Consider the following 23,018-nt stretch of genomic DNA (forward strand, 5'->3'; position numbering starts at 1 on the left):
AGGGCGTCGGGGCGGCGCGTACAGCATCGTATTTCTCGCCCGCCCCCAAGATCGAGCATTACCCCTCGACCGGATCCAGCATCAGCGGGGCATGGCGATCGACCAGCGTCGCGCTTGCGGTGTTGAGCCCGATCACCTCGACCTCGCGGCCGTGGCGGCGAAGCTTGTCGACGACGGTTTCGAGCGCGCCAACTGCGGTGACGTCCCAGAGGTGGGCATTGGTCAGGTCGATGCGAACGGCGCGCGCGCTTTCTCGCAGATCGAAGCGATCGGCGAAGATGTCGGCGCTGGCGAAAAAGATCTGCCCGCTTACCCGGTAGATACGCGTGTCGGTTGCCACGTCGTGATCGATCGCAACGTCCATCAACCGCGTGACCTTCCACGCGAAGAACACGCCGCTGAGCAGCACGCCGACGCCGACGCCGAGCGACAGGTCGTGCGTCGCGACGGTGACGACTACGGTCGCGACCATCACCACGCTCGACATCTTGGGATGCCGCGCGAGGTCGCGGAGCGAGCCCCAGGAAAAGGTGCTGATCGACACCATTATCATGATCGCGACCAGCGCCGCGACCGGCACCTGCGCGACCCACGGCCGGAGCGGGACCATGACGATCAGCAGGAACACGCCTGCGACCATCGTCGAGAGCCGCCCGGTGCCGCCATAGCGCACATTGCCGACGGTCTGGCCGATCATCCCGCAGCCGGCGATGCCGCCGAACGCGCCCGCCGCGATGTTGGCGAGGCCGAGCCCGGTGCACTCGCGCGCCTTCGAACTGGTGGTCTCGGTGAGTTCGTCGACCACGCTGGCTGTCATCATCGATTCGAGCAGGCCGACCGCGGCCATTGCGAACGCATAGGGCGCGACGATCCGCAGCGTGTCCCAGCTGAGCGGCACGTGGGGAAGGCCGAACGACGGCAGCGAATCCGGCAGGCGACCGAGATCGCCGACGGTCTTCAGCGGCATCGGGAACCACATCGCGATTGCGGTGAGCACGACGATGCAGATCAGCGGCGACGGGATCGCGCTGGAGATCCGCGGGACTAGGTAGATGATCGCGAGGCCGGCCGCGATCATTGCATAGGCCTGCCAGCTGACGCCGACCATCTGTGGCACCTGCGCGGAGAAAATCAGGATCGCGAGCGCGTTGACGAACCCGGCATGGACCGACTTCGAGACGAACCGCATCAATATGTCGAGCTTGGCGAGCCCGAACGCGATCTGGAGCACGCCCGCGAGGATCGTCGCGACGAGCAGATATTGCAGGCCGTGCGCGTGGACCAGCGCGGCGGCGACCAGCGCGACGGAGCCAGCAGCGCCCGAGATCATCGCGGGGCGGCCGCCGGCGAACGCTATGACGATGCCGATCACGAACGAGGCGAACAGGCCGACTTCGGGATCGATGCCGGCGACGAACGAGAAAGCGATGACCTCGGGGATCAGCGCGAACGTGCCGACCATGCCGGCGAGAACGTCGCGGCGCGCAGCTGTCGGGCCGCTGAACCATTCGGCTCGGTAACGAGAAAGTGATGTCATGTGTGTATCCGCATAGGACGCGAGAACCGCGGCGGTTGCGCGGGCGGTTCATTGCAAAGGCGTCGGTGCGTTGTCCGGCGGATCGGCGGCCGGAATAGCCACCCGGAATTGCACCGGGTCCAGGGCGAATGGGGGTTCGTTAGCGGCGCACGAGCGTCAGTGCAACACTCGCGTCATGTCCGTCATCCTGACGAAAGTCAGGATCCAGAGCCATCTACGACAGCCCGAAGTTACTCTGGATCCTGACGTTCGTCAGGATGACGGAACGTTTGAAGCCAGCCCGACCCGGCCTACGTAAACAAATCCACGATCTCCGCCCCCTCGCCCACCGCTTGCAACAGCAAGGTCCGGTGGCAGTGACACGGGTCTCGCTCGTAACACAGGAGCGCGCTCGGCTTATCCGCTGCAAGACCGAGCATGATCGCGGCCGCCGCCTGAGCCTCGGGAAGCTCGAGTTGCTCGTCATACACCGCAGTCAGCGTCGCGACGTCGCCCTTTTTCGCCGCATCGCGCCCGCGCTTCGGCGTCCCCAACGCCTTTAGATGCACGTAATCGATCTCGACCTCGCGCAGCGCCGCAGCCAGCGATGTCTTCGAGAACCCCGGCCGTCGCGACAGCGGCAGCGCGCGGACGTCGATCACGCGCTGCACCCCCGCCGCCTTCAGCGCGCTGAGGAAATCGGCCATCGTCGTAGCCTCGTAGCCGATCGTGAAGATTGTCGTGGGGTTCGTCATCTAGGCGAAGTGGGATTGCCCCGCCGACACGACAACCGCTGACACGACAGGCGTCCCGCACTATCTGATCGGAATGACCCACGATATTCACGTCATCGGCGGCGGGCTCGCCGGTTCCGAAGCGGCCTGGCAACTCGCAGAAGCCGGCCTAAAGGTTCGCCTCTCCGAAATGCGCGGCAGCGGCGAAGAGACGCCTGCGCACCAGACCGACGGCCTCGCCGAACTCGTTTGTTCGAACAGTTTTCGCTCGGACGATGCGGAGAGCAACGCGGTCGGGCTGCTCCATCAGGAACTTCGCACGCTTGGCTCGCTGATCATGCGGCAAGCGGACATCCACCGCGTCCCCGCCGGCTCGGCGCTCGCCGTCGACCGCGACAATTTCTCGGCCAGCGTGACGGAGGCGATCGACCGGCATCCCAACATCACGCTGGTGCGCGAACGGATCGATGCGTTGCCCGATGGCCCGGCGATCATCGCGACGGGTCCGCTCACTGCTGCGTCGCTCGCGGCCGGGATCGGTGCCGAGACCGGTCGCGAGGCGCTCGCCTTCTTCGACGCACTCGCACCGATCGTCCACCGCGAGTCGATCGACATGGACACCGCCTGGTTCGCATCGCGCTGGGACAAGGGTGAGGGCAAGGATTACATCAACTGCCCGATGGACAAGGACCAGTATCTGGCCTTCCACCAGGGCCTGATCGATGGCGAGAAGACCCCGTTCAAGGAGTGGGAGAAGGACACGCCCTATTTCGACGGCTGCATGCCGATCGAGGTGATGGCCGAGCGCGGGGTCGACACGCTGCGCTACGGGCCGATGAAGCCGGTCGGGCTCGACAATCCAAAGACCGGGCGCTGGCCGCACGCCGTCGTCCAGCTGCGGCAGGACAATGCGCAGGGCACGCTGTGGAACATCGTCGGCTTCCAGACCAAGATGAAGCACGCCGACCAAGTTCGCCTGTTCCGCACCATCCCCGGCCTGGAGAATGCCGAGTTCGCGCGCTTGGGTGGGCTGCATCGCAACACGTTCATCCGCTCGCCCGAACTGCTCGACGCGACGCTGCGGCTGAAGTCGCGCCCGAATATTCGCTTCGCTGGCCAAATCACCGGCTGCGAAGGCTATATCGAGAGCTGCGGGATCGGCATGCTCGCGGGGCTGTTCGCCGCGGCGGAACTCACCGGCAAGACTCTGACGCCGCCGCCCTATGCGACGGCACTCGGCGCGTTGCTCGGCCACATCACGGGCGGTGCCGAGGTAGAAACGTATCAGCCGATGAACGTCAATTTCGGCCTGTTCCCGCCGATTCCCGGCAGGACGAAGAAGACCGATCGCAAGCGGATGTACACCGATCGCGGTCGTGCAGCACTCGCGCAGTGGCTCAACTCTCCTCGGCAGGAGCCTGAACCGGTGGACAATTCACCCGAGCTGGCCCCTTCCGCTTGACCGCCGTCGTGGCAAATTCGGGCGCGGTCATCGCGCCGGATTTGTCACGATCGGCGTCCGCGAACTTCGTCGTCGCCTTTACCGCCCATTCGTCGAACGACAGCTTGCCGTCGCCGTCCACGTCGAGCCGCGCGTAAGCCTTGTGCCGCTGGACAAGATATTCCTCGCGCGTGATCTTGGCATCACGATCCTTGTCGTAGCGATCGAAGCGCTTCTGCTCGCGAGTCTTCTCGGTCGCCTCGGGGGCGGCATCGGGTAGCGGATCGCTGGCGACCGCGGCGCCGCCTACCTGCGATATCGGTTGCGGGGGCAGCAGCGGCCCAGGTCGTGCGTCGCCGTTGAAAAACATGAACCCCGCGACGATCAACGCGATCACCGCCGTCCCACCTGCCAGATACCGCCACATCGCCGCCGCCCCCACTGCCCAGGCCGTACGCTAGGCCTCGCTCGCGGCGATCCCCATACGATTGGTCAGTATCCGGTCAGTCTATGCCACGCCAACCGCCCGACCCGCTTCGGGCTGCCCGGCGGCGCTGGCGAAGCCGAAACGTCGAACCGCGCCGACAGCGCCAGGGCGCCAAGCGCGCGCGCTTTGCCGGGCCAACGACCACGCAGGGCCGCGTCGAGCGCCTCGACAGCCCGCGCGCGCGCCAACGCCCGACTAGGCGCGTCACTCAACCGCTGCGACAGATCGGCCAGCGCCCAGCCCTCGCCCGCCAGCCCGATCCGCGCGTCGCTCACCGACAGCATCGAGCCGGCCAACTCGAACACCCGCCGCCCCCGATCACGCGCGAACCGGTCCACGGCGGCCGTATCGAGCACCGGCTCCAGCAAAGCCTCCCAGCCATCGGTCATCCCCGCCAGCATCGCCCCCGACACGCCCGCCGGCAACACGCACGCCTGGAGTGCGGTCAATACCGGTTCGGCGGGCGCAGGGGCAGTATCGAGCCTCTCCAGCGCCTCGTACCACCACGTCAGCCGCATCTGCCCGACCAAAGGCTCGCGTGTCGTCCGCAGGATTCCGCCCAACGTGTCGTCGAGCGCGAACAGCGCTTCCAAGGCTGGGCGTTCGGATGAGTCGGCATAGCCCATCGCCAGCCGAAATTCAGGTTTCGTCATCGGGTTTCCTACGCTTCACGCCGTCGTCGATGCCGGATGAGCCAACCGCAGCGTAAACATTCCTTAAGTCGCGCATGCGATACGGATTTCGGGTGGATGCAGATCAGCTATGACGATGCTTTACGACGATATGCCGGTACGGCGCCAGCTATCGCGGCCGGCTTGGGCAGCGATCATCCACGACACGCGTGGCTCGCCGGCGATCGAGTTCGCCATCGTCGCGCCGATGTTGATCGCGCTCCTGCTCGCGATCACCCAGATCGCGCTGTTCTTCTTTGCCCAGCAAAATCTGGAAACCGTCGCGGAGAACTCCGTGCGCAAGTTGATGACCGGGAATGCCCAGCAGGCCAACATGACCCAGGCCCAGTTCAAGAACGCGGTCTGCGCGGATCTTCCGCGTTTCATGAAATGCGCGAACCTGATGATCGATGTTCGTACCGCGAACTCATTCTCGGATGCCAATACGGGTGCGCCCACGATCACATACGATTCGACGGGTAAACCAACAAATCTTCAGTTCGCGCCCGGCGGCGCGGGCAGCATCGTCATCGTCAAGACGATGTACGTGTGGGACGTCGCCGATGGACCGCTCGGCTTCGACATTTCGAACATGTCGAACAACAAACGACTGCTGATCGCCACGTCGGTCTTCAAGACCGAGCAATACGCGTGATCGGCGCGCTTCTGGGCAGGCTCGCGCGTGACACGCGGGGCGTCTCGCTCATCGAGTTCGCGATCTCGCTGCCATTCCTGATCCTGCTTTTCACCGGCAGCTTCCAATTGAGCGATGCAGTGGCGGCCAATCGCAAGGTCACCATGGCGACCCGGACGATCGCCGATCTTACTTCGCAATACACGGCCGTGTCCGATTCAGACCTCGATACCATCCTGAATGCCAGCCAGCAGGTCCTGGCGCCTTATTCTGCAGATGCCGCGACAATGACGGTAACGCTGGTGAAGACCGACGCGCTGTCCCGGTCCACGGTCGCCTGGAGCGATGGGAAGAATACCACGGGTCTCAGGCCGTGTTCGGCCTTCAACCTGCCGCTTGCGATCAAGCAGGCCGGCACATCGATGATCGTCGCACAGGTAGTCTATAAGTATAAGCCGACGTTCGGCGCGACCTATATCGGCATGATACCGCTGACCGAAACGATCATCATGAGTCCGCGTGGATCCACCACGATCACATACTCGGGCCCGTCATGCTAATGCTCCCGCAAACCGGTGTAACATCATGAAGATATCCTTCAAATCCTCAATGCGGCGGTTGATGGCAGATCGGCGCGGTAACGTGCTGATGATCATGGGATTTGCGACAATCCCGATGGTGTTCGCAACGGGCATGGCGATCGATTACTCGGGTGCCGCGCGGCTTCGTACCAAGTTGAACGCCGTCGCCGACGCGGCCGCTCTCGCTGCGGTCACCACGCCGATGATGAGCCAGACGAGGGAAGCAGGCGCGCTTGCCGCCTACACCATGTTCACGTCGCAGGCGTCTAACATCAAGGGATTGGAATACACCGTAACCTCTCCGGTGATCACGTCGACCGCAACCGTAGCGTCGTACGACTATGGCGCGTTCAAGATCGTCATCACGCAGACCAATTCCACCGGAATCAATCGCACCGCGGTCGTTAGCTACAAAGCGCGTTCGCAGAACAGCTTCGCGGGCGTGCTCGGCATGGCGACGCTGCCAATCAGCGGATCCTCGACGACGAACGCGAAGGTCGCACCGAACATCGACTTCTACGTGTTGCTCGACACGTCGGGATCGATGGCGTTTCCAGCGACGTCCAGCGGGATCACGCAGTTGCGATCGCTGACCGGCGGGTGCGCATTCGCGTGCCATTCGACCAATGACGCGACCGCGCGGTCCAAGAATGGATCATATACCGATTATTACGGCGTCGCGCTTTCCTACGGTATCCCGCTTCGCGTCGATGAGGCCCGCAAAGCTGTGCAGTCTATGATGGCGCAGGCGACCCAGACATCGGCCAACAACAACGCCGATTATCAAGCCGCGATGTACACGTTCGCGGCGGCCGATCCTCGAGCCCCCAACAGCTTCAAAATGCTGGCAAGCCTGACTGATAATCTTCAGTATGTTTCGGATAGAGCGGCACAGGCCCAGACATCATTATATTATAACAACGGCTGCCCGACCAAAGGTTTTTGTAATAACGATGCCGATACTGGATCGAGCGATGCCTTTGTGAAGATGAATGCCCTCATGCGCCTTCCCGGAAACGGAACCAATGTCCTCGGCGACAGGCCTCAAGGGATCATGTTCGTCATCACGGATGGTATGCGTGACGAGCAACGGGCATCGGGTGTTCCCGAGATCGCATTCGACACCTCATGGTGTGCTGCCGTCAAAGCCAAAGGCATTCGCGTTGCGATACTCTATACCGAGTATCTAAAAATGTCCATGGATGGCGACGCGTGGTCCCAAGCCAATGTCGTGCCCTATCTGAGCCAAGTCGAACCCGCGCTACAGAATTGTTCGTCCGACGGGCTTTACTACAAGGTCACGACCGACGACGACATTTCGACTGCTCTCAATCGCCTCTTCTCGCAAGCCGTGTCCACCGCCCGCATCACGCAGTAGGCAGTGGACACGCGACTGGTCACTTCTTGTACGTGACCTTCTTCACCGCCTTCACGACCTTCGCGACGTCGACCAGCATCAGCTTTTCCAGGTTCGCCGCGTAGGGCATCGGCACGTCTTCGTTGGTGACGCGCAGCACCGGGGCGTCGAGGTCGTCGAAGCCGTGCTCCATCACCACCGAGACGATCTCCGAAGCGATCGAGCAGGTTGCCCAATTCTCTTCGACGATGATCATGCGGTTGGTCTTGGCGAGGCTCTTCAGCACCGTCTCGGTGTCGAGCGGGCGCAGCGTACGCAGGTCAATGACCTCCGCGTCGACGCCTTCCTCGGCAAGCTTCTCGGCGGCTTCCAAGGAAATGCCGACCCCGATCGAGTAGCTGACGATCGTGACGTCCTTGCCCTCGCGGACGATCCGCGCCTTGCCGATCGGCAAGACGTGGTTGTCGAGCTTGGGGACGTCGAAGCTGCGGCCGTACATCAGCTCGTTCTCGAGGAACACGACCGGATCCTCGGTGCGGATCGCGGCCTTCAGCAGGCCCTTCGCGTCCGCCGCGTCATATGGCGCGATCACGATCAGGCCGGGGACGCTGGCATACCACGCCGCGAAATTGTGCGAATGCTGCGCACCCACGCGCGACGCGGCGCCGTTCGGACCACGGAACACGATAGGGCAACGCATCTGGCCACCCGACATGTAGTTGGTCTTGGCCGCCGAGTTGATGATGTGGTCGATCGCCTGCAACGCGAAGTTGAAGGTCATGAACTCGACGATCGGGCGGAGGCCGCCCATCGCCGCGCCCGCACCGATGCCGGCAAAGCCGTATTCGGTGATCGGCGTGTCGATCACGCGACGGTCGCCGAACTCGTCGAGCAACCCTTGCGTGACCTTGTACGCGCCCTGATACTGCGCGACTTCCTCGCCCATCACGAAGACGCGGTCGTCCTCGCGCATTTCCTCGGCCATCGCGTCGCGCAGCGCTTCGCGGACGGTCGTCTTGACCATCTCGGTGCCCTCGGGGATCGCCGGGTCGGAGATACCGACCTTCTCGGCGGACGCGACGAGCTGCTGCGTGCCGCTCTCGGCCTTGGCGGGCGAAGCGCCTTGGGGAACCGGCGGTGCCTTGTCGTCCGACGGCGTTTCCTTCGGCGCGGCGTTGGCCGCATCGCCGGAGCGTGCTTCCGCAGGCTTCTGGTCGCTCGCGCTCTCGCCTTCTTCGAGGATCGTCGCGATGACGGTGCCGACCTTCACGTTGTCGGTGCCTTCAGCGACGCTGATCGAGCCGATCGTGCCTTCGTCGATCGCCTCGAACTCCATCGTCGCCTTGTCGGTCTCGATCTCGGCGAGGATGTCGCCCGACTTGACGCTGTCGCCTTCCTTGACGAGCCATTTGGCCAGTGTGCCCTCTTCCATCGTCGGGGAGAGCGCGGGCATCTTGATCTCGATCGCCATCAGTACTTCTCCACCAGAACGTCGGTGTAGAGCTCGGCAGCATCCGGCTCCGGGGTCTGCTCGGCGAAATCGGCGGCTTCGTTCACGATTTTCCTGATTTCCTGTTCAAGGGACTTGAGGTCCGCCTCGGTCACGCCCTGCGCGTCGAGCAGTTTCTTCATGTGATCGATCGGATCGGACTTGTCGCGGACCGCCTGGACCTCGTCACGCGTGCGGTACTTCGCCGGATCGGACATCGAGTGGCCACGGTAACGATACGTCTTCATCTCGAGGATGACCGGCCCCTTGCCCGCGCGGACCCATGCCAGCGCTTCCTCGGCGGCACCGCGGCAGGCGAGCACGTCCATGCCGTCGACCTGGATGCCGGGAATGCGGAAGCTCTCGCCGCGGCGATACAGCTGGTCCTCGGCGGAGGCGCGATTGACGCTCGTGCCCATCGCGTACTGGTTGTTCTCGATCACGAAGATGATCGGGAGCTTCCACAGCTCGGCCATGTTGAAGCTCTCGTACACCTGGCCCTGGTTCGCGGCGCCGTCGCCGAAATAGGCCATGCAGATGCCGCCGTCGTTCGAGTATTTGTGCTTGAACGCTAGGCCGGTGCCGAGCGACACCTGCGCACCGACGATGCCGTGGCCGCCGTAGAATTTATGCTCGGTCGAGAACATGTGCATCGACCCGCCCTTGCCCTTCGAGATACCCGAATTGCGCCCGGTCAGCTCGGCCATGATCACCTTCGGATCGATCCCGTAGGCGAGCATGTGGCCGTGATCGCGGTAGCCGGTGATCACCGAATCGGTCTCGCCGTTGAGCGCGGACTGAAGGCCGACAGCGACCGCTTCCTGGCCGATGTACAGATGGCAGAAGCCACCGATCAGGCCCAAGCCATAGAGCTGGCCCGCTTTTTCCTCGAAACGGCGGATCAGCAGCATCTGCCGATACATTTCGAGCAGTTCGTCCTTCGACGCCTCGTACGGCTTTGGTTCGGCCGGTCGTTCGCGGTTCGTAATCGGCGGTTCGGCGATTGCGCGTGCTGGTGGGGGGGTCTTGGCCACGATGTGGGAAACCTCGTTTTCCGTAGGGGAGTTGAGGGAGCCTATAGGCGCGGACGGGGCGGAACATCAATTCCTGTCTGGGGTATGATGGTTTGCGGGGTGTGGGAGGGGGTCGGAGGGGGCTGCGGCGCACTCTATTCGCCCGCCATCTTTCACCCGTCATGCCACCCACCGCCGTCATCCTGACGAAAGTCAGGACCCAGGATTACTCAGGGAAGCATTACGTTACTCTGAGTCCTGACTTTCGTCAGGATGACGGCGTGGTTGTGGCGATGCCGCTTCCGCCTCCTTGTTCTACGGTCTCTATCCCCACCCCAAGCAAAGCTCCGGTTGCCCTGCCCGTTCACCCAAGCCTAAAGCCAATCGCAATGGACCCCACCACAGACCCCCACCAGCATCCTTTACGGATCGCCAATTTCCGCGCCTATTGGCTGTCCCGCTTTACCGGCACGATCGCCGTCAGTGCGATGTCGATCGTGATCGGGTGGCAGGTCTACAACATCGCCCGTGAGACGATGGACATCCGCGAGGCCGCCTTCATGCTCGGCATGATCGGGTTCGCGCAGTTCGTGCCGTTGTTCCTGCTCACCCCGATCACCGGACTCGTCGCGGACAGCTTCGACCGCCGCTGGATCGTCCGCGGCACGACCGCGCTGCTGGTGCTGACGGCCGCCACGCTGTGGTTGCTGACCTGGACCGGCCACCTCACGCTCGGCGTGCTTTTCGTGGCTGCAGTCGCGTTCGGCGTCGCCCGGGCCTTCTCCGGCCCAGCCTATTCCGCGCTCGCCCCCAACCTCGTCCCCCGCGCCGTCCTCCCGACCGCGATCGCGATCAGCTCGATCGCCTGGCAGGTCGGCACGATCGCGGGCCCCAGTGTCGGTGGCCTCCTCTACGCGATCCACCCGGAGGTCGCCTACGGCGTCGCGACGATCCTGTTCGTCGTCGCGCTCCTCTTCATGTTCCTGATCGGCCCGGTGCCGCAGCCCGCCGCGCAGACCGATCACCGCCCCCTCGCCCGCATCATCGAGGGCTTCACCTATGTCCGCCGCAACCGGCTCGTGCTCGCGACGATCACGCTCGACCTGTTCGCGGTGCTGCTCGCCGGCGCGACCTCGCTGCTCCCGGTCTATTCGCGCGACATCCTCCACGTCGGCTCGCAGGGGCTAGGCGTCCTCGCGGCAGGCATGGGCATCGGCGCGGCAGTGACGGCGATCTGGTTCTCGTTCCGCCCGATGAGCACCAACGTCGGCATGAAGATGCTTATCGCGGTCGTCGTGTTCGGGCTCGCGATCCTGACCTTCGGCATCGCAACCCCGATCGTAAACCTGATCGGCATCGCGCCCGGCACGATCGGCGGCATCCCCGTCCAGCCAGCCTTCGTCCTCAGCCTCATCGCGCTGATCGTCGCGGGTGGCGCGGACATGATCTCGGTCTATGTCCGCCAGTCGCTGATCCAGCTCCACACGCCCGACGCGATGCGCGGCCGCGTCAGCGCCGTGTCGCAGCTCACCATTTCGGCCTCGAACGAACTCGGCGAATTCGAGAGCGGCGTGATGGCATCGCTGCTCGGTCCGGTTGGCGCGGTGGTGTTCGGCGGCGTCGGTGCTATTGCGATCACGATCGGCTGGGCGCGACTGTTCCCGGAACTTGGCCGCGCTAAAACCTTTGATCCCCCAGAGATCCTAGAGACCGAACCCGAACACGGAGAAGCCAAGCCATGAAGGCCCACTCGATCCTCGATACGATCGGCAACACGCCGCACGTCCGCCTGTCGAAGCTGTTCCCCGAATCCGAAGTCTGGGTGAAGTCCGAGCGCTCGAACCCCGGCGGGTCGATCAAGGACCGCATCGCGCTCGCCATGATCGAGGCGGCGGAAAAGGACGGCCACCTCCAGCCCGGCGGCACGATCATCGAGCCGACCAGCGGCAACACCGGCATTGGCCTCGCGCTCGTCGCCGCGGTGAAGGGGTACAAGATCGTCCTCGTCATGCCTGAGAGCATGTCGATCGAACGCCGCCGCCTGATGCTAGCCTACGGCGCGACCTTCGACCTGACTCCACGCGAGAAGGGCATGAAGGGCGCGATCGAGCGTGCGAAGGAACTGGTCGAGCAGACGCCGGGCTCGTGGATGCCGCAGCAGTTCGAGAATCCTGCGAACATCGCCGTGCATGTCGCTACGACCGCACAGGAAATCCTCGCCGACTTCCACGATACGCCGATCGACGTGATCATCACCGGCGTCGGCACCGGCGGTCACATCACCGGCGTCGCCGAGGCGCTGAAAAAAGAATGGCCATCGCTGAAGGTGTATGCGGTCGAACCCGCCGCCTCGCCGGTCATCGCCGGCGGCCAGCCCGGGCCTCACCCGATCCAGGGCATCGGCGCAGGCTTTATCCCGGTGAACCTTCATACCCAGGCACTCGACGGCGTGATCGAGGTCGACGCCGCGGTGGCCAAGGACATGGCGCGTCGCTCGGCGACCGAAGAGGGCATGCTGGTCGGCATCAGCTCGGGCGCAACGCTCGCAGCGATCCTCCAGAAGCTGCCCGATCTGCCTGACAACGTTCGGGTTCTCGGATTCAACTATGACACCGGCGAGCGCTATCTGTCGGTCCCGGACTTCCTGCCCGAACAGTGACACGTCCTACGTTCGCGCGCGGCGCATCATCCTCTTCCGCGCGCGGGTTTACCGCGTTGCATGGCATTTTGACCGGCATCGCCGGGCTGGCGATCGTCGGTCCGGCGTTGGTCGTTGCCAATGCACCGGTTATCGTCCCGGCCAAGCGCATGGCGCTGCCGCGACAACGCATCGTGCCGAAGGCCGAGATACCCCAGGTCGAACCGTTGAAATTCGTCGACCTGACGCCGACCGATGCTCGCGCCTTCAACGCAACCGTCCCGTTCTCGACCGAGCCCAATCCGGCGGCCAAACCGTTCCGCTTCGCCGGTGCCCCGGACGACCTCGCGCGGGCGACCGACTGTATGGCGGCAGGGATCCTCTACGAAGCCGGCGACGACACGCTCGGCGAACGCGCGGTGGCGCAGGTCGTGCTCAATCGCTTGCGCCATCCGGCCTTCCCCAAAACCGTGTGCGGCGTGGTGTTCGAAGGACAGGACCGTAGCACCGGTTGCCAGTTCAGCTTCAGCTGCGACGGTGCGATCACGCGTTGGCACCCGACCGAGGACGCCTGGCGTCGCGCGCGCGAAGTCGCCACCGCGGCGCTCGGCGGCGCGGTGTTCAGCCAAGTCGGCTATGCGACGCATTACCATACCGACTGGGTCGTGCCTTACTGGCAGTCGAGCCTCGACAAGATCACCGCGGTGCACACGCACCTGTTCTTCCGCTGGTCCGGCTGGTGGGGCACATCGGCGGCGTTCGGCCGTCATCCCGAAACCGTCGAACCGGTCATCACCCAGCTTGCCAGCCTGTCCGACGCACACAAGACCGGCGCAGCCTTCGACGAAGCGCAGGCGGCGTTGGCCGAGGCCTCCGCGGCGATGGGGTTCGTCACGGCCGCGGACTCGGATGACGCTGGTGCCGAGGACGCCTCCGCGCGGCGCATCGACGCGGATACCGTCGTGGTCGTGTTCCCGCGCGGGCAATCGCCGGACACGCTCGTGACGGCTGCGACGCAGTCGTGCGGCAACCGGTCCTTCTGTCGGTACATGGCATGGCTCGACGGGACGAAGGTGCCCACTGCGCTGCCGCTCGACACCGCGCAGATGACCTCGCTGACGTTCAGTTATCTGCGCGATCGGTCGAACGGCTATGAACGCGCGTTGTGGAACTGCCGCGAGTATAAGCGCCCGGATCCATCGCAATGCCTCCAGCCGCCGGGAACGAAGATCGCGGCCCCACTGCCTGCCGGATCAGATCCCGCGGTCAAGCCACCCGCAGCGACGGATCTCAACGGCGTGAGGCGGAAGCCCGCGGCTCCGTCCGATCCAGTCGCACCGATACCCAAAGCCGTCGCCGGTCAGTAAGTCGCAAAGGCCTGAAGGCGATCAACAGGTCGAGGGAGGCGGCACATCGTCGCATCCCTCGCTTTGCGGCAGACCTTCTACTTCGCGACACCAAGCTGTTGCAGCATGAACGCCTGCCACTCGGAGTTCTGGCGATAGCGCTCGAACCGGCCGGACTTGCCGCCATGCCCTGCCTCCATGTTGACGCGGAACAGCAGCGGGTTCTTGTCGGTCTTGAGTTCGCGGAGTTTCGCCACCCATTTGGTCGGCTCGTAATATTGCACCTGGCTGTCCCACAGCCCGGTGCCGACATAGAGCGCCGGATATGCCTTCGCCTTGACGTTGTCGTACGGCGAATAGCTCAGCATATAGTCGTACGACGCCTTTTGCGCGGGGTTGCCCCACTCGTCATACTCGAACGTGGTCAGCGGGATCGACGCGTCGAGCATCGTCGTCACCACGTCGACGAACGGCACCTGCGCGATGATCAGCTTGTAGTCGGCCGGCGCCATGTTCGCGACGCCGCCCATCAGTAGCCCGCCAGCACTGCCGCCAATCGCCGCGACGCGGTCCCTCGCCGCGTATTTCTGCGCGACGAGATAGCGGGTGACGTCGATGAAGTCGGTGAAGCTGTTCTTCTTGTTGAGCAGATGCCCGTCGTCATACCAGCCGCGCCCCATCTCCTGCCCGCCGCGGATGTGCGCGATCGCATAGACCACGCCGCGATCGAGCAGGCCGATCCGGCCGGGATCGACCGCCGGATCGCTCGAAATGCCGTAGCTGCCATAAGCGTATTGGAAGAGCGGCGCGGTGCCGTCGCGCTTGGTGCCCTTGGCGTACACCAGCGAGACCGGCACGCGCGTGCCGTCGCGCGCCGGCGCCCAGATGCGTTCGGTGACGTATTTCGCGGGATCATAGCCCGGCACCGGCGCGACCTTCAGCACGCGCCGCTCGCCGGTCTTCGCGTTGACCTCGTAGGTCGTGGTTGGCGTGACGAGCGAACCATAGGTGTAGCGAACCCACGGCGTCGACCTTTCCTCGTTGACGTCGAGCGACATGCGGTAGGCAGGTTCGTCCGCCGTGACCGGCGTCGACTTGCCTGCATCGCTCAGCACGCGGATCATCCGGTTGCCGCCCTCGCGCTGGTCGATCGCGACGAAACCGTCGAACGGCTTGAAGCCCTCGATGAAGACGGTGTCGCTGGCGGGCGTCAGGTCGCGCCATGCCGCCGTGCCCTTGGCCAGATCGGCATCGGCGACGGTGACGAGCTTGTAGTTCTTCGCGTCCTTGTTGGTGCGGACGATCCAGCGGTTGCCGATGTGATCTGCACTGTAGCGAAATTCTCGCGCGCGCGGTGCGACGATCGTGAAGCTGGTCGGGGCCGCGGCCGGCGCGCAGCGTTGCTCGTCGCTGACCGTGCTGCTCACGCCGATGCAGACGAACTTGTCGTCGGCCGTGCGTGAGACGCCCATCGAATAGGTGTCGTCCTTCTCCTCGTACAGCAGCCGATCGCTGGCGACGGGCGTGCCGAGGACGTGCGCCTTCACGCGGTAGCCGCGCAGCGTGACCGGGTCCTTCTCGACGTAGAGCAACGTCTCGTTATCGTCCGCCCAGACGACGTTCGGCTCGATGTTCGAGAGCGTGTCGGCGATCGTCGCGCCGGTCACGAGGTCCTTGACCTTGAGCACGTATTGGCGACGGCCGACGGTATCCTCCGCCCAGGCGACGCGGGCGTTGTCGGGGCTCACCGCCCAGTCGCTCAGCGCGAAGAAGCTGTGTCCCTTCGCCATCGCCGGCTCGTCGAACAACGTTTCGGCGGGCGCGGTGCGGCTGCCCTTGCGGCGTTCGAGGATCGGATAATCCGCCCCGGTCTGAAACCGCGAGCCGTAGTAATAGCCGTTCTTCGTGTACGGAACCGAGCTGTCGTCCTGCTTGATGTGCGAGACGGTCTCTTCGTAGAGCTTGGCCTGGAGCGGCTTCAGCGACGCGAGTTGCGCATCGGCGTACGCATTCTCCGCAGCGAGATAGGCGAGCATCTCCGGGTTCTTCCGCGTGTCATCGCGCAGCCAGTAATAGTCGTCCTCGCGCGCGCCGTTAGGCGACGTCACCTGGAACGGCTTCTTGGCAACGCGCGGTGGTTGGACCTGCGCCACCGCCGCGGTCGAGACCAGCGCTACGCCGGCGAGCATCATGTACCGTATCGTCATTGTGCTGCTCCCTGTGCCGGCGTCGTTGCGCCTGCCGGTTTTCGGTATCGATCGAACCAGGCGATGATCACCGACGCCTTGGCTGCGGATTGCGACGGGCGAGCGGCGAGGCCACCGTGGCTCGCGCCCGGCACCTTCACCAGCGCGGTCGGCACGCCGCGGATCTGGAGCGCCGCGTAATATTGCTCGGACTCGCTCACCGGCGTCCGGTAATCGTCGCCGCCGACCACCACCAGCGTCGGCGTCTTGACGTTGCCGACCAGGCTCAGCGGTGAGCGGTTCCAATAGCTCATCGGATCCTCCCACGGCAGCTTGGTGAACCAGTAGCGCGAGGTGAACAGCGTGTTGTCCATCGTCAGCGCCTCGCTGATCCAGTTGATCACCGGCTTCTGCGTCGCGGCGGCCTTGAACCGGTCGGTCTTGCCGACAATCCACGCGGTCAGCAGCCCGCCGCCAGAACCGCCGGTCACGAACAGATTGTCCGGATCGGCGGTGCCGTCCTTGATCGCCGCGTCGACCGAGGCGATCAGATCGTCGTAATCCGCAGCGGGATAGGTCTTGTCGATCAGGTTGGCGAACTCGGCACCATAGGAGGTCGAACCGCGCGGGTTGGTCCAGAGCACCGCGTAACCGGCGGCGGCGTAGAGCTGCATATCGGTCGCGAAGCCGGGGCCGTAGGCGGCGTTCGGACCGCCGTGGATTTCGAGGATCAGCGGCACGCGCTGGCCCGCGGCACGGCCCGGCGGGGTGGCAAGCCAGGCGTCGATCGGGCGACCGTCGGGTGCGGTCACCGCGATCTTCCGCACCGTCGCCAGCGCCTTCGATCCGGTCAGCACGGCGTTCAGCGTCGTCAGGCGTCGCGGCTTGCCGCCCGCAAGCACCCAGACGTCAGCGGGGGCGCTCGCATCGCCGCCGGTATAGGCGATCGTGCCGCCCTTCGAGACCGAGAACTCGCCGCCGGTATAGGGGCGGTCGAGCCCGCCACCCGCGACATTGTCGATCAGCGGCGTGACGCGGCCATCGACACCGACGCGTGCGACGCGGCGCTGGCCGTGATCGTCGTAGCTCGCATACAGGCTGCGACCGTCGGCAGACCACACCGCATTCTCGATCGCACGGTCCAGCGTGGCGGTCAGCGAGCGCGGCGCCGCGGCACCGCTGTCGCCGACATAGAGCTGCGTGTTCTCATAGCTGCGGCGCTTGTCGTCGAAGCCGAGCCACGCGATCTTCGAGGCGTCGGGCGAAACGCGCGGCTGCGCATCGGGGCCGTCGCGCGTCGTCAGCGTCCGCATCGTGCCGCTGATCGCGTCGACCGCGATCACGTCGGAGTTCATCACCTGGCGGTCGGCGGCGGGCCCACGGATTGCGGCGAAGACGATGCTGCGGCCATCGGGCGTCCATGACAGCGGGCCGCCATCGTCGAACTTGCCGTAGGTCAGTTGTCGCGCCGCACCGCCGTCCGCGCCGACCACGAAGAGATGGTCGTAGCCCGGCTTCACATAGCCCGGCCCGTCGTTGCGGTAGTTGACCCGGTCGATGATCGTCAGCAATTCGGCCCATTTCGCGCCCTCGGGCTTGGGCGGCTGCGTGCCGAGCTTGGTGCCCTCGCCTGCTACCGTTGCGATATAGGCGAGCCTGGTGCCGTCCGGCGACCAGGCGAGCGCCTGCGGATCGCCGGGAAAACTCGTCACGCGCGCGCTTTGCGCACCGCCGATCCAGCGAACGAAGAGCTGCGATCCTTCGCCGTCGCGTGCGGCATAGGCAATCCGCGCACCGTCAGGCGACCAGCGCGGGCTGCTGCCGTCGGTGGCGAAGGGGGTCTGGCGACCGCTCGCGACGTCGATCAGCCAGAGCGAGGACTTCATCGTGTCGGTCATCACGTCGCCGGTGCGGCGGACATAGACGATCGTCTTGCCATCCGGGCTGATCTGCGGATCCGCCGCGATCGTCAGGCCGAACAGGTCGCTCCCGGTGAAGCTGCGCGTCGGGCCATCGGGCACCGGCGCGGGGGGCTGTTGCTGGGCAAAGGCCGGCGTCGCCGCGAGCAGGAGGAGGGCAAGGGTCAAGCGCAACGAACGGCTCCTTCGAATGAACCGCGCGAAGATGACACAGTATTACGTGGAGGCAAGCGGTACGAACGTGACCGGCAAACCATCCTTCGGGCGCGGAATCGGGAAGACCTGCCACGCATTGCCGCTGCCTGCCGCCGCCTCGATCCGGTAGCGCGTGAGCAGATGCGCGATCAGCAGCCGCATCTGCATCGTCGCGAAGTGCAAGCCGATGCACATGTGCGCGCCTCCACCGAACGGCACCCAGGCGAACCGGTGGCGGCCCTTTGACGCCTCGGGCGTAAAGCGGAGCGGGTCGAACGTGTCGGGATCGGGCCAGTATTCGGCCATCCGGTGCGTATAGGTGATCGCCGTCCCGACGTTCGTCCCAGCCGGAATGTCGAACCCGCCGAAGCTGAAATCCTTCAGCGCGCGGCGCGGAATCGACGGGACCGGCGGCATCATCCGCAGCGATTCCTTGAACGCGTATTCGGTGAGGACGAGGCGATCGAGTTGCTCGGTCAGCGGCACGTCCGGGTCGAGCGCGGCGACCTCTTCGCGTAGCCGCTCCTGCCATTCCGGGTTGCGCGCGAGCAGCATCACCAAGCTGGTCGCGGACGAGGTGATCGTATCGTGCGCGGCCATCATCAGGAAGTTCATGTGGTCGGCGATCGCCAGCGCGGTCAGCGGCGCGCCGTCGTCATCGGTCGCGCGGCAAAATTGCGAGAAGAAATCCTGGCCGTTTCCGGTGCGTCGTGCGGGGATCTCGCGCTCGAAGAAGTCGACCAGATACGCGCGCGCCTTCGCGCCCTTGCGCATCTGCGTGCCAGGCCAGGGTTTGCGGATCGGCGAGACGCTCGCCTGGACCTCGTCGACGAACGCCTGGTTGATCCGATCCGCTTCGGCGCCGAGCGGAACGCCGAGGAAGCTGGTCGCGGCGAGATCGAGCGTGAGTTTCTTCACCGCATCGTAGAAGCGCAAGGTCTGCCCGGCCCAGCCACCGATCGCCGCCTCGATGCCCGCGTCGAGTTCGGTCGCGTAATGCCGCATCGGCTCGGGTTTGAACGCGACCGACAGCGCCTTCCGGTCGGCGCGATGCTTGTCGAAATCCATCAGCATCAGGCCGCGCGGGAACAGCATGTTGAGCAGCGGCCCCCAGCCCTGTTCGGACGAGAAGATTTTCTCGCGGTCGAACAGCACCAGTTCGTTCGCGTCGGGGCCGAGCAGGTTGACGCCGGTGCCGCCAAGTGCGCGGTTGCGATAGATCGGACCGTATCGCGCCGCCATACCTTCCGAAAACGCGATCGGATCGGCCAGCAATTTGAAGGTGTTGCCGAAGAACGGCAGGCCATAGCTGCCGGGGATATGATCGAGCGCGCCTTTTTGCTGACGCGGGAGCCAGTGCGGACTGGCGTTCTGCAACATGGCGTGGCTCATCGACAAATCCTCAGCGACATGCCGGCTTGGCAAGTCCCGGATACCGGCATAACTATTGTTCTGCAACCGGGGCGCGGATCCCGGCGCTTTGACAGGAGAGATGCATGGACCTCGCAAACAGTGCTGCCGTCGTGACTGGCGGCGCGTCGGGCTTGGGCGCGGCGACGGCTCGCGCCTTGGCCGCCAAGGGGGTGAAGGTGGCGATCTTCGACCTCCAGGCGGACAAGGGCGAAGCGCTCGCTGACGAGATCGGCGGGGTGTTCTGCAAGGTCGATGTCACGTCCGACGACAGCGTCGATGCGGGGTTCGCGGCGGCGCGGGCGGCGCACGGTCAGGAGCGGATCCTGGTCAATTGTGCAGGCACGGGGAACGCGGCGAAGACTGTGGGGCGATCGAAGCAGGACGGCTCGATCAAGCATTTCCCGCTCGATGCGTTCGACCGGATCATCCAGATCAACCTGGTCGGTACGTTCCGTTGTCTCGCGAAATCGGCGGCTGGGATGTTGACGTTGGAGCCGGGTGAGGACGGCGAGCGGGGGGCAATCGTCAACACGGCGAGCGCGGCGGCGGAGGATGGCCAGATGGGCCAGGCCGCGTATTCCGCGTCGAAGGCAGGGGTGGTCGGGATGACCTTGCCGATCGCGCGCGACCTGATGAGCGAGGGGATCCGCGTGAACACGATCCTGCCGGGGATTTTCGACACGCCATTGCTGGCGGCCGCCCCGCAGCCGGTGCGCGACGCGCTGGCGGCGTCGGTGCCGTTTCCGAAGCGGCTCGGGCGGCCGGAGGAATTTGCGGCGCTGGCGCTGACGATGATCGAGTGCGGGTATTTCAATGGGGAGGACGTGCGGCTCGATGGCGCGATCCGGATGGCGCCTCGGTAAGATCGACCGCACCCTTCCCCTAGCCAAGTCGCTGCGAGCTCTTTCCCTGTCCCAATTTGAACAGGGAGAGACGTCGGAGGCGACGAAGGGTGAGGATGGTCGGTGCGCGATACGACAACCTACCGCCACCCCGGCGGAGGCCGGGGCCCAGTTGGAAAGGTAGCAATAACGAAGCGCGATCCTTTGTTAGCACCGTTTCCCAACTGGGCCCCGGCCTTCGCCGGGGTGGTGGACTATGTGGTTAAGGTGGTGGCAGCCGCGCCGCCCCCCTCAGGCAGCCCGCGCTAACTGCCGGCCCTTGATCATGTCCGCCGCCTTCTCCGCGATCATGATCGTCGGCGCGTTGGTGTTGGACCCAATCAGCGTCGGCATCACCGACGCGTCGACCACCCGCAGTCCTTGCAACCCACGCACCGCCAGCCTCGCATCGACCACCGCCATCGTGTCGTCGGACGCGCCCATCTTGCACGTCCCCACAGGGTGGTAGATCGTCTCGGCGGTCCGCCGCACCCAGGCGTCGATCTCGTCGTCGGTCCGCACGTCCTCACCCGGCGACAATTCTCCCGCGCGGTAAGGATCGAGCGCCGCCTGCCGCGCGACATCGCGACCGATCCCGACGCACGCGCGCATCACGCGGCGATCCTCCGCGGTCGCGAGATAGTTCGCGACGATCACCGGATCGGCGAACGGATCGGCCGAGCGCAACCCGATCCGTCCGCGACTCTCGGGCCGCAACTGGCACAAATGCAGCGTGAAGCCATCCTCGGTTGCCTTCACCTTCCCGTGATCCTGCATGATCGCAAGCACCGCGTGAATCTGCACGTCGGGCCGCGACAGACCCTCGCGCGACGAGACGAACGCGCCTGCCTCAAGGAACTGCTGCCGCCCCGCCCCCTTGCCGCGCAACAGGTAATTGAGCCCGACGCCGATCATCCCCACACCCTTGGTCATCGCGTACCCGGTCCGCAACCCGCGCGATTTCCAGTTCATGACGACGTCGAGGTGATCCTGAAGGTTCTCGCCGACACCGGGCAGCGCGTGCACCACGCCGACCCCCGCCGCGGTCAGCCGATCCGGATCGCCGATCCCCGACAGCTGGAGGATATGCGGCGATTGCACCGCCCCCGCGCACAGCAGTACCTCGCGCGTCGCCGTTACGCTCTCCTTCCGTCCGCCCTTGTCGAGCACATAATCGACACCGGTCGCACGCCCGTTAGCGATCCGGATCCGCGTCGTCCGCGCGCCCGTCACGCAGGTCAGATTGCGCCGCGACAAGACCGGCCGCAGATACGCCGCTGCCGTGCTCCACCGCTTCCCGTCCGCGACGGTCAGGTCATAGCGGCCAAACCCCTCCTGGCTCGCCCCATTGAAATCCTCGGTCACCGGATAGCCCGCCTGCCGCCCCGCCTCGACCAGCGCGTCATAGAACGGACTGTCGGACTTGCCGCCCGAGATCGTCAGCGGCCCGCCGCCGCCGTGCAGATCGCACTCACCGCGGTGATGGCCCTCGAGCCGCTTGAAATACGGCAGCACGTCGTCGAACGACCAGCCCGGCAAGCCCATCTGCCGCCACTCGTCATAGTCCTGCGGATGGCCCCGCGTGTAGATCATGCCGTTGATCGACGAGCTTCCGCCCAGCCCCTTGCCGCGCGGCCACCACAGACGACGGTTGTCGAGATGCGGCTCGGGCTCGGTCGAAAAGCCCCAGTTGCTCGCATTCTTGCTCTTGATGAGTTCGCCGACGCCCGCGGGCATCCGCACCAGCACGCCGTCGTTGCGCCCGCCTGCCTCAAGCAGCAGCACGGTCACAGCGGGGTCCTCGGTCAGTCGCGCGGCGAGCACGCAGCCGGCCGAGCCCGCGCCGATAATCACGTAGTCATACGTCCGCATGCCCGCATCCCCCCCGTTTCGCGCTCCGCTTTTTTACGGAGTCGCGTCAGTCCGCTACGCTAGCGCTCGCACAGCAGGGTCAGCAATCCCTCGCGCAACACGCTGCGGTCGATCCCCTCGTCAGCATGAACCTGGCTGAGACCGATCGCCAGCAGCGCATAGCTGCGGATTTCGGCTTCGACGGGCTCGAACCCATGGGCGACCAGTTCCGCGATCAGGAACGCCATCACCTTTTCGTCATGCTCGCGGATCGCCGCCGCCGCCCGCACGTCGCTCTTTCCCCACGCCCGCATCGCCAGCGCAAGCTGGGCCATGTCGTGATCGCGGACATGGTCCGCAAACGCACGGATCCGCTCGACCGGCGCAAGATTCGACGCGGAGAGCGCCGCGATCAAGGGGTCGATATGCGCCTCGACGAAATACCCCGCGAGCGCCGCATGATACCCGTCGAAGTCCTTGAAATGATGATAGAAACTACCCGTCGATGCGCCGAGCGTCTGCGCCAAACCCCGGAGCTTCAGCGCGCGCAACCCGCCATCCTTCAGCAACTGCAAGCCGATTTCCAGCCAGTCGCGCGGCGCAAGATCCGCCCGTGGTGCCGTCGCGTCGTCCACCAATACCCTGCTTGACAAGCCATTCCCCATA

General features: G+C 65.0%; 19 protein-coding genes and 1 other annotated feature. Of the genes, 8 read left to right on the forward strand and 11 right to left on the reverse strand.

Features of this window, described 5'->3' with window-relative positions; translation table 11 throughout:
- Nucleotides 1-58: 58 nt before the first annotated feature.
- Nucleotides 59-1,537 (reverse strand): SulP family inorganic anion transporter, encoded by a 1,479-nt coding sequence (locus ASF09_RS07015; protein WP_060525515.1) that lies wholly within the window; start codon nucleotides 1,535-1,537, stop codon nucleotides 59-61.
- Between the two features lie 68 nt (nucleotides 1,538-1,605).
- Nucleotides 1,606-1,661 (reverse strand) — a sequence feature (sul1 is cis-regulatory element that is thought to sense ions involved in sulfur or methionine metabolism; They are found in Alphaproteobacteria).
- Between the two features lie 166 nt (nucleotides 1,662-1,827).
- Nucleotides 1,828-2,271 (reverse strand): DUF488 domain-containing protein, encoded by a 444-nt coding sequence (locus tag ASF09_RS07020; RefSeq protein WP_060525516.1) that lies wholly within the window; start codon nucleotides 2,269-2,271, stop codon nucleotides 1,828-1,830.
- A gap of 73 nt (nucleotides 2,272-2,344) precedes the next feature.
- Between ASF09_RS07020 and trmFO the strand changes: the two genes are divergently transcribed.
- The gene (gene trmFO / locus ASF09_RS07025) at nucleotides 2,345-3,712 is read left to right on the forward strand and encodes a methylenetetrahydrofolate--tRNA-(uracil(54)-C(5))-methyltransferase (FADH(2)-oxidizing) TrmFO (RefSeq protein WP_060525517.1); all 1,368 of its coding nucleotides are present in this window, start codon (nucleotides 2,345-2,347) and stop codon (nucleotides 3,710-3,712) included.
- Here trmFO and ASF09_RS07030 read toward each other — a convergent pair.
- Both ASF09_RS07030 and ASF09_RS07035 read right to left on the reverse strand, forming a co-directional pair.
- Nucleotides 3,648-4,118, reverse strand: coding sequence for an EF-hand domain-containing protein (locus tag ASF09_RS07030; RefSeq protein WP_060525728.1), 471 nt, complete (start codon nucleotides 4,116-4,118; stop codon nucleotides 3,648-3,650). The two genes, trmFO and ASF09_RS07030, sit on opposite strands and share 65 nt — an antisense overlap.
- Nucleotides 4,119-4,183: 65 nt before the next feature.
- On the reverse strand, nucleotides 4,184-4,831 hold the full coding sequence (locus ASF09_RS07035; RefSeq protein WP_060525518.1) for a squalene/phytoene synthase family protein: 648 nt from the start codon (nucleotides 4,829-4,831) through the stop codon (nucleotides 4,184-4,186).
- Nucleotides 4,832-5,057: 226 nt separating this feature from the next.
- Here ASF09_RS07035 and ASF09_RS07040 point away from each other — a divergent pair, with 226 nt between their 5' ends.
- Genes ASF09_RS07040 through ASF09_RS07050 form a run of 3 tightly spaced genes read left to right on the forward strand, consistent with a single transcriptional unit; the run spans nucleotide 5,058 to nucleotide 7,442 of the window.
- Nucleotides 5,058-5,504, forward strand: coding sequence for a pilus assembly protein (locus ASF09_RS07040; protein WP_235529698.1), 447 nt, complete (start codon nucleotides 5,058-5,060; stop codon nucleotides 5,502-5,504).
- A complete protein-coding gene (locus ASF09_RS07045; protein WP_056048777.1) occupies nucleotides 5,501-6,043 on the forward strand; it encodes a TadE/TadG family type IV pilus assembly protein in 543 nt (180 codons plus the stop codon). Before ASF09_RS07040 ends, ASF09_RS07045 begins: the two co-directional genes overlap by 4 nt.
- A gap of 25 nt (nucleotides 6,044-6,068) precedes the next feature.
- On the forward strand, nucleotides 6,069-7,442 hold the full coding sequence (locus tag ASF09_RS07050) for a TadE/TadG family type IV pilus assembly protein (RefSeq protein WP_082444124.1): 1,374 nt from the start codon (nucleotides 6,069-6,071) through the stop codon (nucleotides 7,440-7,442).
- Nucleotides 7,443-7,461: 19 nt separating this feature from the next.
- Here the strand turns inward: ASF09_RS07050 and ASF09_RS07055 are convergent, their stop codons facing one another.
- Complete coding sequence (locus ASF09_RS07055) at nucleotides 7,462-8,892, reverse strand: pyruvate dehydrogenase complex E1 component subunit beta (RefSeq protein WP_060525520.1); 1,431 nt, start codon at nucleotides 8,890-8,892, stop codon at nucleotides 7,462-7,464.
- Complete coding sequence (pdhA, locus tag ASF09_RS07060; protein WP_056048766.1) at nucleotides 8,892-9,944, reverse strand: pyruvate dehydrogenase (acetyl-transferring) E1 component subunit alpha; 1,053 nt, start codon at nucleotides 9,942-9,944, stop codon at nucleotides 8,892-8,894. Before pdhA ends, ASF09_RS07055 begins: the two co-directional genes overlap by 1 nt.
- Nucleotides 9,945-10,312: 368 nt before the next feature.
- Here pdhA and ASF09_RS07065 point away from each other — a divergent pair, with 368 nt between their 5' ends.
- The 3 genes from ASF09_RS07065 to ASF09_RS07075 are packed head-to-tail and all read left to right on the forward strand — an operon-like array spanning nucleotide 10,313 to nucleotide 13,928.
- On the forward strand, nucleotides 10,313-11,665 hold the full coding sequence (locus tag ASF09_RS07065) for an MFS transporter (protein ID WP_060525521.1): 1,353 nt from the start codon (nucleotides 10,313-10,315) through the stop codon (nucleotides 11,663-11,665).
- Nucleotides 11,662-12,582 carry a cysteine synthase A gene (cysK, locus tag ASF09_RS07070; RefSeq protein ID WP_060525522.1) on the forward strand — a complete coding sequence of 307 codons (921 nt, stop codon included), beginning with the start codon at nucleotides 11,662-11,664 and terminating at the stop codon, nucleotides 12,580-12,582. Before ASF09_RS07065 ends, cysK begins: the two co-directional genes overlap by 4 nt.
- Nucleotides 12,579-13,928: a cell wall hydrolase gene (locus ASF09_RS07075; RefSeq protein WP_235529701.1), complete on the forward strand. Its 1,350-nt coding sequence runs from the start codon at nucleotides 12,579-12,581 to the stop codon at nucleotides 13,926-13,928. Before cysK ends, ASF09_RS07075 begins: the two co-directional genes overlap by 4 nt.
- A 77-nt stretch (nucleotides 13,929-14,005) precedes the next feature.
- On the opposite strand, the gene ASF09_RS07080 is transcribed toward ASF09_RS07075, so the two are convergent.
- The 3 genes from ASF09_RS07080 to ASF09_RS07090 are packed head-to-tail and all read right to left on the reverse strand — an operon-like array spanning nucleotide 14,006 to nucleotide 19,599.
- On the reverse strand, nucleotides 14,006-16,114 hold the full coding sequence (locus ASF09_RS07080) for a S9 family peptidase (RefSeq protein ID WP_200912538.1): 2,109 nt from the start codon (nucleotides 16,112-16,114) through the stop codon (nucleotides 14,006-14,008).
- The gene (locus ASF09_RS07085; protein ID WP_060525524.1) at nucleotides 16,111-18,186 is read right to left on the reverse strand and encodes an alpha/beta hydrolase family protein; all 2,076 of its coding nucleotides are present in this window, start codon (nucleotides 18,184-18,186) and stop codon (nucleotides 16,111-16,113) included. The genes ASF09_RS07080 and ASF09_RS07085 overlap by 4 nt, the downstream gene beginning before the upstream one ends.
- A 42-nt stretch (nucleotides 18,187-18,228) precedes the next feature.
- On the reverse strand, nucleotides 18,229-19,599 hold the full coding sequence (locus ASF09_RS07090; RefSeq protein WP_060525525.1) for a cytochrome P450: 1,371 nt from the start codon (nucleotides 19,597-19,599) through the stop codon (nucleotides 18,229-18,231).
- A gap of 104 nt (nucleotides 19,600-19,703) precedes the next feature.
- On the opposite strand from ASF09_RS07090, the gene ASF09_RS07095 reads away from it, so the two are divergent.
- Nucleotides 19,704-20,483 (forward strand): SDR family NAD(P)-dependent oxidoreductase, encoded by a 780-nt coding sequence (locus tag ASF09_RS07095; RefSeq protein ID WP_060525526.1) that lies wholly within the window; start codon nucleotides 19,704-19,706, stop codon nucleotides 20,481-20,483.
- 270 nt (nucleotides 20,484-20,753) lie between these two features.
- On the opposite strand, the gene ASF09_RS07100 is transcribed toward ASF09_RS07095, so the two are convergent.
- Nucleotides 20,754-22,373, reverse strand: coding sequence for a choline dehydrogenase (locus tag ASF09_RS07100; protein ID WP_060525527.1), 1,620 nt, complete (start codon nucleotides 22,371-22,373; stop codon nucleotides 20,754-20,756).
- A gap of 59 nt (nucleotides 22,374-22,432) precedes the next feature.
- A complete protein-coding gene (locus ASF09_RS07105; RefSeq protein WP_060525528.1) occupies nucleotides 22,433-22,987 on the reverse strand; it encodes a TetR/AcrR family transcriptional regulator in 555 nt (184 codons plus the stop codon).
- Nucleotides 22,988-23,018: the final 31 nt, after the last annotated feature.

The sequence above is a fragment of the Sphingomonas sp. Leaf242 genome (assembly GCF_001422045.1).
In the GTDB taxonomy this organism is placed as follows: Bacteria; Pseudomonadota; Alphaproteobacteria; order Sphingomonadales; family Sphingomonadaceae; genus Sphingomonas.